The 12969-nt window shown below is 36.4% G+C and carries 13 protein-coding genes and 1 tRNA gene; 10 read left to right on the top strand and 4 right to left on the bottom strand.

All coding sequences use genetic code 11. From position 1 onward, the window contains the following. Positions 1-7: 7 nt before the first annotated feature. A complete protein-coding gene (locus HYN48_RS11995) occupies positions 8-1072 on the bottom strand; it encodes a WD40/YVTN/BNR-like repeat-containing protein (protein WP_108372028.1) in 1065 nt (354 codons plus the stop codon). A gap of 67 nt (positions 1073-1139) precedes the next feature. Next, entirely contained in the window at positions 1140-1658 is a 519-nt protein-coding gene (locus tag HYN48_RS11990; RefSeq protein WP_181248472.1) for a helix-turn-helix transcriptional regulator, read from the bottom strand. Positions 1659-1732: 74 nt separating this feature from the next. On the opposite strand from HYN48_RS11990, the gene HYN48_RS11985 reads away from it, so the two are divergent. The 10 genes from HYN48_RS11985 to HYN48_RS15315 all read left to right on the top strand — a co-directional run bounded on the left by HYN48_RS11985 (position 1733) and on the right by HYN48_RS15315 (position 11395). Then, entirely contained in the window at positions 1733-2377 is a 645-nt protein-coding gene (locus tag HYN48_RS11985) for a protein rep (protein WP_108372024.1), read from the top strand. 113 nt (positions 2378-2490) lie between these two features. After that, positions 2491-2715 carry a hypothetical protein gene (locus HYN48_RS11980; protein WP_108372022.1) on the top strand — a complete coding sequence of 75 codons (225 nt, stop codon included), beginning with the start codon at positions 2491-2493 and terminating at the stop codon, positions 2713-2715. Positions 2716-2770: 55 nt separating this feature from the next. After that, positions 2771-3136: a hypothetical protein gene (locus tag HYN48_RS15175; RefSeq protein ID WP_146171774.1), complete on the top strand. Its 366-nt coding sequence runs from the start codon at positions 2771-2773 to the stop codon at positions 3134-3136. Between the two features lie 76 nt (positions 3137-3212). Then, a complete protein-coding gene (locus HYN48_RS11970) occupies positions 3213-3731 on the top strand; it encodes a DUF3347 domain-containing protein (RefSeq protein WP_108372018.1) in 519 nt (172 codons plus the stop codon). Next, positions 3731-4291, top strand: a complete 561-nt coding sequence (locus tag HYN48_RS11965) for a helix-turn-helix domain-containing protein (protein ID WP_108372016.1) — start codon at positions 3731-3733, stop codon at positions 4289-4291. Before HYN48_RS11970 ends, HYN48_RS11965 begins: the two co-directional genes overlap by 1 nt. 83 nt (positions 4292-4374) lie before the next feature. Next, positions 4375-5097 carry a heavy-metal-associated domain-containing protein gene (locus tag HYN48_RS11960; RefSeq protein WP_108372014.1) on the top strand — a complete coding sequence of 241 codons (723 nt, stop codon included), beginning with the start codon at positions 4375-4377 and terminating at the stop codon, positions 5095-5097. Between the two features lie 30 nt (positions 5098-5127). Then, positions 5128-5379 (top strand): heavy metal-binding domain-containing protein, encoded by a 252-nt coding sequence (locus HYN48_RS11955; protein WP_108372012.1) that lies wholly within the window; start codon positions 5128-5130, stop codon positions 5377-5379. A gap of 7 nt (positions 5380-5386) precedes the next feature. Continuing rightward, a complete protein-coding gene (locus tag HYN48_RS11950; protein WP_245945954.1) occupies positions 5387-8023 on the top strand; it encodes a multicopper oxidase domain-containing protein in 2637 nt (878 codons plus the stop codon). Positions 8024-8314: 291 nt separating this feature from the next. Continuing rightward, complete coding sequence (locus tag HYN48_RS11945; protein ID WP_181248471.1) at positions 8315-10654, top strand: Eco57I restriction-modification methylase domain-containing protein; 2340 nt, start codon at positions 8315-8317, stop codon at positions 10652-10654. A 102-nt stretch (positions 10655-10756) separates the two neighbouring features. Continuing rightward, entirely contained in the window at positions 10757-11395 is a 639-nt protein-coding gene (locus HYN48_RS15315) for a TaqI-like C-terminal specificity domain-containing protein (RefSeq protein ID WP_181248470.1), read from the top strand. An 86-nt stretch (positions 11396-11481) separates the two neighbouring features. Here the strand turns inward: HYN48_RS15315 and HYN48_RS11940 are convergent. After that, positions 11482-11566, bottom strand: a tRNA-Ser gene (locus HYN48_RS11940). Positions 11567-11729: 163 nt separating this feature from the next. After that, positions 11730-12860, bottom strand: coding sequence for a 3,4-dihydroxy-2-butanone-4-phosphate synthase (gene ribB / locus HYN48_RS11935; protein ID WP_108372010.1), 1131 nt, complete (start codon positions 12858-12860; stop codon positions 11730-11732). Positions 12861-12969 lie beyond the last annotated feature (109 nt).

The following is a 12969-nucleotide window of genomic DNA, read 5'->3' as shown; positions in this document are numbered from 1 at the left end:
ATTTATTTTATAATTTAAATACATTGACGCCAATACTGTATCCAAAGACCTTTCCGTTGTCATCCTTGTAAATCCGGATTTTGTTGCAGGCCTTTCCTAAGTCAATCTTTCGCCATGTAAGCCCTCCATCAATGGTTTCAAAGCCACTATTCATCGTCCCGACGTATCCATGACTTCCATCTACAAATCCAATCCCAAATTCTCGTGCGGCAGCGTCTTCCACTAAATTGATTTCCGTCCACGTTTTGCCTCCATCAAGCGTTTTAGCAACCCTTTGTTGCTTAACATCGGGATCAGGATTATAGGATTGAATAGTGACATATCCAATATCTTTGGTAGGAAACGAAACTTTCCAGGTGGTTTCAAAAGGTCGTGTCGATTGGTAAACTTTTTGCCAGGTTTCGCCACCATCAGTTGTTTTCAAAATCAGGGCATTGGATAGCGTGATGTCTTCGTTAGTAGCCGCACAGGCAAAGCCTTCATTTTTATTGAGCATTTTAATATCGAACAACATTTTGCAATCGTTGTTCATACTGCGTGATGTCCAGGTCTCACCTGCATCATGGGAAATCATAAGGTTTGCCGGGCTGCCTACACGGCCCACCGCAAAAAGATGCACTTTGTAATCAATTTTTCCGTGATTGATGAACTGCTCTTTGACAATGTCTATAGCACACAATCCTTTTACGTAAGGGCCTTTATAGGTTACCGGTTTCCAGGATTTTCCGCCATCTTTTGTGCCGTAAAGCGGAATGGTATCGGTCACATTTGGAAAATACTCAGTCCCTACGGTACCGGCAAATCCAATGTTCTTGTCTACGAAAGCAACAGTCCTGAAAAAGGTTCCCTTTTGTTCCATTTGTTTTTCCCAGGTAGTTCCACCATCTGTAGTGTGGAAAATTTTGCCATAGCCGTTAACGTACCAACCCGTATTTTCATCTACAAAAGCAATATCGTCCTGCTTGCCTGCATAGGTTTCGGTAGTTAACTTTCTCCAGGTTGCTTCCTGACCAAATACCGGTGTAACTGCTGTGAACAGTAGGATCGAAATTTTAAAAATTTGATTTATCATCACTCTCTGGTTTAGAATTCACTTCAAAATTAATTGAGGATCACGCCAGCTTAGTTGTGAAAAATTGCTAATTTATCCGGAATTTATTTGGCGAAAAACCATAGTGTTGTTTGAAGGCATTACTAAACGCAGGTATGTCTGAGTATCCGAGCAGCACGGCTACGTTTGAGATGGGATATTGGTGTTCGAGTAACTGTGAGGCAAAATCTAATCTTTTTTTGGTGACGTATTTGTAAGGTGTAGTGTTGAAAATTGATTTGAATAATCGAATGAAATGGTACTCTGACAGCTTTGCTTCCCGGGCAATGATTTCGATATTTATTTTTTCAAGGAAATGATCGTCTATGTAATTTTTCGCATCATAAATAAAATTAAACAAGCGCCCATTAGTCTCTTGTTTTACTGATTTTAATGTGTTGAAACTTTGAAAAACAGCACTTTGGTCTTTTACGATACACTCTGCTATTGCATAAAACAGCTCCTTGTTGATCTTAATGTTTCCGTTGTTTAGATTCTCAAAATCGTTTGACAATAGACCGAGTGCCTGTCCTAAAGAAGTGTTTTTGACGTTGTATTTCTGGACCATCCAGACCTGATCAAATAAAAAATCGGAAAACGGGACTACATCTTGATACATTAGGACAAAACGGGACAAATAAAATGGGACAAAAGCCGGTTTTTATTTCAGGAAATGGCTCTGACCTCAGCAATGATGAGGTTTTGAAAGGAAGGGCAAAGCGCAAATTTATCACACAAAATATGATGCTGAGCCTGATGGATGTAGCAAAAGAAAAAGGCGATAATGAAAAGCAAAAAAGTTATTGGAACAGCTATTATTGCCAAAACCGAGTTACAAGCGTTGATGGTCGTTTGTATGGCAACTATTGCAAAAATAGATTTTGCACCCTTTGTTGCAGCATCAGGAAAGCCGAAATCATAAACAAATATTATCCGGTTATTGAGCAATGGGAACAACCTTATTTTGTAACACTAACAGTCAAAGCCTGTTCAGCTACAAGGCTAAGAGTAATGGTCAAAAAGGTGATGCAGGGATTCCAACGGATAAAAGACAGGCATAAAAAGAACTATCTGAGAGGAAAGGGAATCAAATTGATTGGCGTTAAATCGTTGGAGTGCAATTTCAATCCGACAAAAAAGACTTATAATCCCCATTTACACCTCATCGTTGCCAATAAGAAAATGGCAGAAATATTAATTCAGGATTGGCTAAAACTGTGGACACCGAAATTTGCCCAAAGACAAGCGCAGGATATGAGGGAAATTTTCAACGCTGAAACAGGCTGATAGAGATTATAAAATATGGAAGTAAAATATTTACTGAGCCGGATATAAAGAAAAAAGAGGATAACGCTTCCTATCAAATCTATGTTTCGGCTTTAGATAATATACTAACATCTATGAAAGGAATCCGAATTTTTGAACGCTTCGGATTCAATGCTGAAAAGAAGGAAGAAATCGTAACTAAAGAACCTCAGCCGGTAGTGAAGTATGAGCAATGGGAATTTAACCCACAGCTTTTTGATTGGCAAAATACAGCAACAGATGAGGTTTTAACCGGATATAAGCCAAAACCTCAACTTACAGCTATATTGTCAAACTGTATTGATATTACTTCTCAATGACATTGTTTAACAAATTCTTATAAATTATCCTTAAAAATTAAATAAATTTGTATCAATGAAAATCAGTCACTTCATATTACTTGTGTTTTTTACACTTTGCCTGTCGCAAAATAGTGCTTTCGCTTGCGGTGGAAAAAAATCATGTAAAAAAGAAATGTCTAAAACTCAAGAAAAAGACTGTTGTGGAGATTCATGTGGAAATCATGAAAAAGGCAATCATAATGGTTGCAATGGTAAATGTGGTCATTCATCCTGCGTGAATCCGATAGTATATACTGCGCTGAATATTATCCCTACTTATTCAATTTACACTAATCAAATAGTTTTTTCGACTGAAAAAGCTTCATTTTATTATACACAATCCCAACTTTCTATGGGATATTATACAATTTGGCTCATACCTAAAATAAGCCTGTCATAATTACATAACAGCCACAGGTATGCCCTGTTGGAAGCTTGGCTTCCGTTTTTAATTGTATAATTTAATAATAATATTCATGAAATCACTTTCTAAAATAGTGATGGCAATAGTTACATTGCTATCAATAAACCTTTGCATTGCTAATGCACAAACCAACCAATCACCAAATGAATTATCAACAGTGTTTGATAAGTACTTTGCGGTAAAAGATGCATTGGTAAGCACTAACGGAAAATCAGCAGCCGAGAAAGCAAAAGGACTGACCGCAGCTATAAAAAATGTAAATATGGAAAAACTGACTGCGGAACAGCATACCGTTTGGATGGCGGTTCAGAAAGACTTAGTTGAGGATGCAGAGCATATTTCCGAAACGGGTGATGCAAAGCACCAAAGAGACCATTTTGTAACACTTTCAACGGCTATTTATAAGCTTCAAAAAGTATCAAAAACTGAAACGCCGGTATATTATCAATTTTGCCCAATGGCAAATGATGGTAAAGGTGCTAATTGGTTAAGTAAAGAAAAGCCAATTAAAAACCCTTATTATGGCTCACAGATGATGAGTTGCGGCAAAACTGTTGAAACGATACAGTAATGATGCTATATATCAAAAATATGGTTTGTCGGCGTTGCAAAATGGTAGTTGCTTCCGAACTCGAAACATTAGGCATTAAAGCCCTTTCTGTAGAGTTGGGCGAAGTTGAATTACTGCATCCTATTGATACTGCTCAAAAAGCAACACTCTCAGCCAATTTATATGCTTTGGGATTTGAACTCATCGATGATAAGAAAAGTAAAACTATCGAACGGATTAAAAACCTCATCATTGATTTAGTCCATTCCCGAAACAACGATTTGAAAACAAATTTGTCGCAATACCTTTCTTCAGAAATTGGTCAGGAATACAGTGCGCTCAGTAATTTATTTTCTGAAGTCGAGGGAACTACCATCGAGAAGTATTTGATTGCACAGAAAATCGAGAAGGTCAAAGAATTGCTTACTTATGATGAGTTGTCATTAAGCGAAATAGCTTATCAGTTAAATTACAGCAGTGTCGCTTATTTAAGTAATCAATTTAAGAAAGTAACCGGATTCAGTCCAACTTATTTCAAAAACCTCAAAAGCAGGAAACGTAAGCAAATTGAAGATTTGTAAAGCTTTACAAAACTCATCCAAAATTTCGCAACATTATGATTTAGTGAATATGGAACTTTGTACTGTAAATTAAAACAAATATCATGACACACACTTATCAGGTTACAGGAATGACATGCGGAAGCTGCGAAGCAAAAGTAAAATCTGCTTTAATGACAGTTGAAAATGTTTCATCAGTCGAAGTATCTAAGGATACTAATACGGCAACAGTCACAATGGACAAACATATTGCAATTATTGAGTTTCAAAAGGCATTGGGAGGCGATGAAAGCCGTTATCATATTTCAGCCATTGAGCACAATGAAACAGTAGAACAGGCGAAAAGTTGGTTTGTTACCTACAAGCCCATTATAACAATATTCGCTTATATTACTGCTATAACGTTGCTAATTCAAACGCAAAATGACAGTTTCAATCTTATGGAATGGATGAGGCATTTTATGGCGGGATTCTTTTTGATTTTTTCTTTCTTTAAGATGCTAAATCTAAAAGGATTTGCAGAAAGTTATGTGATGTATGATGTGGTTGCCCGTAAAATACCTATTTGGGCATATCTATATGCTTTTGTAGAATTGGGATTAGGTATTGCAAACCTCATCGATTTTAATCCGGTTGTAACCAATGCAACAACATTTATTGTGATGTCAATAAGCATTATTGGAGTATTGCAATCGGTACTAAATAAAAAACAAATTAAGTGTGCCTGTCTTGGTGCGGTATTTAACCTGCCAATGAGTACGGTTACCATCATTGAAGATGCACTTATGATAGTTATGAGCGGCGTGATGCTTGTGACTATGCTTTAAAATAAAATTTATTAATTAAAACTTATCATTATGAAAAATCTAATCTTCTTATCATTTATCTTACTTTCATTAACTGCTTGTAATTCAAAAAGCGGTAAAACAGAAAGTGCCACACCTACTGAGCCACAGAAAACCGAAACAACTGAAAAGGTTGTTGACACCACTGCTGAAACAAAATCAGTTGCACAATTATATTCATGCCCGATGCATCCTGAAGTAAAAGGGGAAAAAGGCTCTGAATGTCCAAAATGCGGAATGGCATTAACTGAACCTGTTAAGTAATAGGATTATGAGAAAGGCATTTTTAATATTTTTCCTCATTATGCTTCCGTCACTGTCACAGGCGCAGTCGGTTAGTTATACCTGTCCAATGCATCCCGAAGTACATTCACCCAAACCCGGTAAATGTCCTAAATGTGGAATGAATTTGGTTAAGAAAAAAACGAAGGCGAAACCGAAAACAGTTAAGGTAGTAAAACCAAAAAACAATCCTGCTACTTCTGAAAATAAGGAAACAGATGGTGTGGCAAAATACACTTGTCCTATGCACCCTGAAGTTGTTTCAGATAAACCGGGAAACTGCCCAAAGTGTGGGATGAAATTAGTGCCACAGGAAAAGAAAGTTGTTTCAACTGAAGAAACAAAAACAGACATGCCTGAAAACCATGATATGACAGGTATGGATATGCCAACGGATGATTTAAGTGAAAATATAAGCCTTGCAAAAAAGAACTTGGGAAAAGTCAAAACAGTTAAAGCGGTGCAACCACCTCGCACTGTGCGTTACGATTTGCATATACGTGATACCATTGTAATGTATGGCAAAAATAAAAAAATGGCTATTGCGGTTAACGGACAAATCCCAATGCCCACGTTGACATTTACTGAAGGTGATACGGCTGAAATCCATGTTTATAATCATCTAAAAGAAGAAACATCACTTCATTGGCATGGTCTATTTCTTCCTAATCAAATGGACGGCGTGCCATTTATGACACAAATGCCAATTAAGCCAGGAGCAGAATATTTATACAAATTTCCTATTGTTCAGCACGGTACACATTGGTATCATAGCCATAGCGGCTTACAAGAGCAGATAGGTATGTATGGGATGTTTATCATGAATAAAAGAGAAGAATGGGATATTCCAACTATTCCGGTATTATTGAGCGAATGGACTGATATGAAGCCGGAAGAAGTGCATCGTAGGTTAAAGAACGCCAACGATTGGTTTGCTATCAAAAAAGGAACTACGCAAAGTTACACCGAAGCAATTTCATCTGGGCATTTAGGTACTAAGGTAACCAACGAATGGAAACGTATGACTGCAATGGATTTAAGCGATGTATATTATGATAATTTCCTTATTAATGGAAAAAATCAGGATGAACATCCACAGTTTAAGGCAGGCGATAAGGTAAGGCTACGCATTGCCAATGGTGGGGCATCCGATTATTTTTGGCTTAACTATGCCGGTGGTAAAATTACTGTCGTTGCGAGTGATGGAAATGATGTTGAACCTGTTGAGGTTGACCGTCTATTAATAGCCGTTTCAGAAACTTATGATGTTGTAGTAACTATTCCCGAAAATAAAAGCTATGAGTTTTTAGTAACGCCTGAAGACCGAACAAAATCGGCTTCTATATGGCTTGGAAGCGGTGAAAAGGTTATGGTTGACAAATTACCACGACTGAAGTATTTTGAGGGCATGAAGATGATGAATCAAATGATGGACATGAACGGTAACATGGTTGAAATGGATGGGATGAAAATGCAAAACCAAATCATGGACATGAATACTGTTATGTATCCTGAAGTAACAGGTAAAGAAAAAAAGAAAACCCAAAAAGAGGAAACAGAAAACAATCATGCGGGGCATAACATGGCTAATATGGATGCAATGCTCAAAGACATTGTCACACTGAGTTATGAAATGCTACGTGCGCCTGAGAAAACAACACTACCTAATGGCGAATGGAAGGAACTAAAGTTTGAGTTAACAGGAAACATGAACCGCTACGTTTGGAGTTTGGATAATAAGGTGGTTTCTGAAACCGATAAAATCCTGATTAAAAAAGGTCAAAATTTGCGCATTGTTTTATATAACAACAGTATGATGCGCCATCCTATGCACTTACACGGACATGATTTCCGTGTTGTAAATTCTCAGGGTGATTATGCACCAATGAAAAATATCATTGACATTATGCCAATGGAACGTGATACAATAGAATTTAAAGCAACTGAGCCAGGTGGTGATTGGTTTTTCCATTGTCACATCCTTTATCACATGATGAGCGGAATGGGGCGAGTTTTCAGTTACGAAAATTCACATATCAACCCTGAATTACCTGATGCCAAATTCGCTCGCCGTAAATTAAATTCTGATGATAGGGCATTCCATTTTATGGCAGAAAATGATTTTGCTACAAATGGAAATGATGGGATGGCAATGCTTGCCAATACACGTTGGAGTGTAGGCTCAGAATGGCGTTTAGGATATAATGACATGCACGGCTATGAATCGGAAACCCACATAGGGCGATATATAGGAAGAAATCAGTGGTTTATGCCTTTTATTGGGTTTGATTTGAGGTATAGGAAAATGGAAATGGGTGAAACAGAAGAAAACCTGTTTGGGCAAAAGAACACAAAAGACAAACGTGCGCAATTCAGTATTGGTGCAGCCTACACTTTACCTATGCTTGTCATTCTGCAAGGGGAGTTATATCATGATGGAAATGTGCGTTTACAGTTGATGCGTGAAGATATTCCAATTTCACCAAGAATTAGAGCAGGCTTTATGATAAATACTGACCGGGAATATATGGCTGATATGCGTTATATTTTTGGTAAAAATATCAGCGGAAGAATCCATTATGATAGTGATATGAAGTTTGGAGTTGGCTTAACAGTTAATTATTAAAAAGGACAGAGAATTATCTAAATAGAGCCCCTTATAATTGGGGCTTTTATATTTTTAAGTCATCCTTTGACAACATTAAAATTTCATTAGTTGGATTCTAACAGCATTTAAGATAGCCAATATAATGCTTTGCTAAGCTATCCTTTTGATTTGGTTACTGATATTGATACCATTGCAATTTTACTCAGTTTGTTACTTTCTGAATTGATCCTCCGATGTTGATTTATATGTTTTGGTTAGAATTAATAATTAACATTTTTATTACCTTGTGCCATCTAACAAAACTTTCTAATGGCTTTCTTTCAAAATTCAGTAATTAAAAAGTATTTACAAAATCAAAATAAATCCAAAGTGGCTTCACAATGGAACATTTTTAGAAATCACTTTTTAAATACCCGTATTCAAAATAATATTCGCAATAGTAAGGAAGAAGAATATCAGGGTGAATTTCTGATTGATTTATTTGTTAATGTATTAGGATATACAAAGAAACCTCAAGAAAATTACAACTTAGTTACTGAGAAAAAAAATGTTAATAATAGTGAAAAGTCAGATGGTGCTATCATAATCAATGACAAAGTAAAGGCTGTCATAGAGTTAAAAGGCACTAAATTAACTGATTTAAAAAAGATTGAAGTACAGGCGTTTGGTTATAAAAACAACCACCCTCATTGTGTTTTTGTTATTACTTCAAATTTTGAAAAGTTGAGGTTCTACATTAATAATGCGACCGAATATTTAGAGTTTAATTTATTCCAACTTACAGAAAGTGAATTTGAGTTACTTTATTTGGTATTATCTTATGAAAGTTTATCTAAAGGATTAGCTAATACAATTAAGGAAGAATCAATTATTGAGGAAAAGAAAATATCAAACGAACTTTACAAAGACTATTCAACATTTAAAAGCGCATTACATCAAAATCTCGTCTTATTAAATCCGGAATATAACCCATTAGAGCTATTAAAAAAATCTCAAAAACTTTTAGATAGATTTTTATTTATATTCTTTGCCGAAGACAAAAATTTAGTCCCAACAAATTTAATTTTTAGGATAAATAAGGAGTGGGAGCAGTTGGTTAATATGAGGATAAATCAATCCTTGTACGATAGATACAAAATTTATTTTGAAGACTTAAATTCTGGTGCATTGGTTACATTACCTGCATTTAGTAAAACAGTTTCAGACACTAAGGAAAAGCATCAACTTTTTGCTTATAATGGAGGTCTTTTTCAACCCGATGAGGTTTTGAATAATATTAGAATAGACGATGCATTACTTTTTAAATATACTGAGAAATTAAGCGAATATGATTTTGAAAGTGAAATTGATGTAAATATTTTAGGTCATATTTTTGAGAATTCATTAAATGATTTCGATGAAGTAAAAGCCAAAATAGAAGGAAAAAAAATTGATACTTCTAAAACCAAAAGAAAGAAAGATGGAGTTTTCTACACCCCGAAATATATAACAAAATATATGGTAGATAATTCTTTAGGTCTACTATGTAACGAGAAAAAAAAGCTCCTGAAAATAAATGATGAGAACTATCAACCAGCAGCGAAAAGAAGTCGTGAACGGTTGAATAATCTGAATGAATATAGAAAATGGCTTAAACAATTGGCTATTTGTGACCCTGCCTGTGGTTCAGGAGCATTTTTAAACCAAGCTTTTGATTTTTTAATTGAGGAACATAAATATATTGATGAGTTATCAGCAAAGTATAATAGAGATACTTTCATACTTAGCGATGTTGAAAAAAGTATTTTAGAAAATAATTTGTTTGGCGTTGACTTAAATGATGAAAGTGTAGAAATTGCAAAGCTCTCCTTATGGTTAAGAACTGCAAAACCAAATCGAAAATTGAATGACTTAAATAACAATATTAAATGTGGTAATTCATTAATTGATGATAAGGTTGTAGCGGGAGATAAAGCATTTGATTGGTATAGAGAATTTCCCAAAGTATTTGCAAAAGGTGGTTTCGATGTGATTATTGGTAATCCTCCCTATGGGATTTTTATTGATAAGGAAATGCAAGATTATTTTAAGGCAAAATTCCCTTTAACCCAATATAAGACTAATTTGTATGTTCTATTTGTAGAAAGGATGCTGCAAGTTTTTGAAAAGGGCATAGTTTTCTTTATTATTCCAAAATCTTTATTATTTAATTCTTATTATGAGTTAATCAGAAAGGAGTTAATTTTAAAGACAGAATTAAATGAGATTTTCACAATAACAGAGAGGGTTTTTGAAGATGCTGAGGTAGGAAGCAGCTTATTGATAAAATTTACTATAAAAGATGATTTAAATAAAAAGAATATAGTAAGATTAGCTTCAGCAGAAAAGATTAAAAACTTTATTTCGGGTAATGGGATTGTAGAAAATAAGATTGAGCAAAATTCTTTTTTGAAAATTCCAAAAGCTGAAATTTCGGTTATATCCTCAGACTCTCAGTCAATAGTTAAAAAGCTTAACCAAATGAAAACTATTGACAGTTACTATACGTTAAAGAATGGTTTGAATCCGGGAAACATAAAGCATTTATTAGTATCTGATGAAAAAACCACTAATCACCATCGACCTATAATTTGGGGAAAAGATATTTCTAAATACAGTATTAGCTGGTAGGGACAATTTATTAATTATGATGAAACAATTATAAACCGAATTTCAATAGCTGACATTAAGTCTAAAGAAGGGATGAATAAGCAAAACAAAATCGACTTTGCTTTGAGAACTCCTAAAATGTTTAACGATAAGAAAATTATTATCAGGAAAACCGGCGATTCCTTAATTTGTGCAGTTGATGAATTAAGTTATTGTTTTGACACATTAGCACACGGTATTTATCAAAAGAATAAAAATTATAGTTTGGAATTTTTGACAGCTATTCTAAATTCAACCCCTGCAACAATATTTTACCGTTTACTACACGATATTAAAGGTAAAGTGTTTGCCAAAATAAGCTTGGATAATCTATCATCATTCCCGATTCCTAATTGTGATACATCGCAAAGAAATGAAATAGAGGGAACTTCAATAAAACTCTCAGCGTTATCAAAAGAGTTGAATGATGAAAATCTTAAATTTCAGAGAAGTCTGCAAAGAAAATTTGAATTAGATAGTTTGCCTAAAACACTTCAAAATTGGTATTTACTGAATTATTCCAAATTCATTGGCGAATTAGGAAAGTTAAAAATCAAATTGACTTTATCGCAGGAAGCAGAATGGGAAGATTATTTTATAGCTGAATCAAATAAAGTTAGAGCTATACGTTCTGAGATTGATGGCATCAACAAATCACTCAATAAATCGATTTATAAAATGTATGGAATAACAAATGATGAAATTGAAATTATAGACAAATAAATAATGCTAAAATTATTGGAACTGTCAACTATATTGTCAACTAAAAAACAAAAGCCCCGAATGACGGGGCTTTTTGCTGTTTTAAGCGGAGAAAGAGGGATTCGAACCCCCGGACCTGTTACAGTCAACAGTTTTCAAGACTGCCGCAATCGACCACTCTGCCATTTCTCCAATATGTCGCTCTCATTGCTGTTAGCGGTTGCAAATATAACATGCTTTTTTGATTTCCAAAACATTTTGCGTCGAAAAAAGCAGTAATTTTTTAATTGTTTTCTAATGGATTCATTTCCAGAACCTCATCAGATTCCGAAATGTGCAAATCAGAAATACAAACTCAATAATTTACGTATTCCGTTATCTCCAGTCCATAGCCAATCATGCCTACGCGCTTCGTGTGTTCCGTGTTTGACACCAGCCTGATTTTTGAGATGTCGATATCGTGCAGGATCTGCGCACCGATTCCGAAATCCTTAACGTCCATCTTAATCGGCGGCGCTTTGTAAATGCCCTTCTGCTGCAGTTCCTTCAATTCGGTGATGCGTCCCAACAGGTCACCGGGCTGCAGTTCCTGGTTGATGAAAATCACAGCACCCATCCCTTCAGCATTGATGAGGTTGAACATGTCGTCGAGCTTCTTATCGGTTTCGTTGGTCAGTGTGCCAAGGATATCATTATTAATCGCGGTCGAATTGATGCGGGTCAACACCGGATCACCGATATTCCAAGTGCCCTTGGTCAGTGCAATGTGTATGTGCTTGTTCGTCGTTTGCTGGTACGCACGGAAACGGTACGTGCCGAAGCGCGTCTCGATATCAAAATCCTCTTTTTTGACAATCAGGCTGTCATGTTGCATGCGATAGGCGACAAGGTCCTCAATCGAAACAAGTTTGAGGTCAAATTTTCGGGCAACCTCAACCAATTCCGGCAGGCGAGCCATTGACCCGTCTTCGTTCATGATTTCGCAGATGACACCGGCGGACTTAAATCCGGCCAGGCGTGCAAAATCAATCGCGGCTTCCGTATGGCCGGTGCGGCGCAATACACCGCCCTGTTTGGCGATTAATGGGAAAATATGCCCAGGCCTCGCAAGATCATAAGGTTTGGTGTCTTCATTGGTCAGCGCCAGGACCGTTTTGGCACGGTCCAGCGCGGAAATTCCGGTCGTTACGCCATGGCCCTTTAAATCCACTGACACGGTAAATGCGGTTTCCATGTGGTCCGTGTTGTGCGTTACCATGGCACGGAGGTCGAGCTCTGCGCAGCGTTTTTCAGTCAGCGGCGTGCATATGAGTCCGCGGCCGTGGGTCGCCATAAAATTGATCATTTCCGGCGTCGCTTTTTCTGCAGCAGCGAGGAAGTCACCTTCATTTTCGCGGTCCTCATCGTCCACGACAATAATTACCTTGCCCTGGCGGATGTCTTCTATGGCTTCTTCGATTGTATTGAGTCGTATGGTATCTGACACTTGGTAGTGGGTTATAGACTGCTTTCAGAAATCGATTTCCTGAGTGCGATCCGGTTGTAAATGTGAAATAATAAGTAAAAAGGGAATCCGAGCGCGATGACCAGCCAAG

Origin of the sequence: Flavobacterium magnum (assembly GCF_003055625.1) — a bacterium.
Classification (GTDB): domain Bacteria; phylum Bacteroidota; class Bacteroidia; order Flavobacteriales; family Flavobacteriaceae; genus Flavobacterium; species Flavobacterium magnum.
The sequence above is the reverse complement of the archived record's forward strand: the minus strand, read 5'-3'. Positions and strand labels throughout refer to the sequence as shown.

Excerpts from the sequence above, each read along its gene's own strand:
- HYN48_RS11980 (WP_108372022.1), top strand. The coding sequence starts at position 2,491 with ATGAAAGGAATCCGAATTTTTGAACGCTTCGGATTCAATGCTGAAAAG.
- HYN48_RS11990 (WP_181248472.1), bottom strand. The coding sequence starts at position 1,658 with ATGGTCCAGAAATACAACGTCAAAAACACTTCTTTAGGACAGGCACTC.
- HYN48_RS11950 (WP_245945954.1), top strand. The coding sequence starts at position 5,387 with ATGAGAAAGGCATTTTTAATATTTTTCCTCATTATGCTTCCGTCACTG.
- HYN48_RS11965 (WP_108372016.1), top strand. The coding sequence starts at position 3,731 with ATGATGCTATATATCAAAAATATGGTTTGTCGGCGTTGCAAAATGGTA.
- HYN48_RS11970 (WP_108372018.1), top strand. The coding sequence starts at position 3,213 with ATGAAATCACTTTCTAAAATAGTGATGGCAATAGTTACATTGCTATCA.
- HYN48_RS15175 (WP_146171774.1), top strand. The coding sequence starts at position 2,771 with ATGAAAATCAGTCACTTCATATTACTTGTGTTTTTTACACTTTGCCTG.
- HYN48_RS11985 (WP_108372024.1), top strand. The coding sequence starts at position 1,733 with ATGGGACAAAAGCCGGTTTTTATTTCAGGAAATGGCTCTGACCTCAGC.
- HYN48_RS11945 (WP_181248471.1), top strand. The coding sequence starts at position 8,315 with ATGGCTTTCTTTCAAAATTCAGTAATTAAAAAGTATTTACAAAATCAA.
- HYN48_RS11960 (WP_108372014.1), top strand. The coding sequence starts at position 4,375 with ATGACACACACTTATCAGGTTACAGGAATGACATGCGGAAGCTGCGAA.
- HYN48_RS11955 (WP_108372012.1), top strand. The coding sequence starts at position 5,128 with ATGAAAAATCTAATCTTCTTATCATTTATCTTACTTTCATTAACTGCT.
- HYN48_RS11995 (WP_108372028.1), bottom strand. The coding sequence starts at position 1,072 with ATGATAAATCAAATTTTTAAAATTTCGATCCTACTGTTCACAGCAGTT.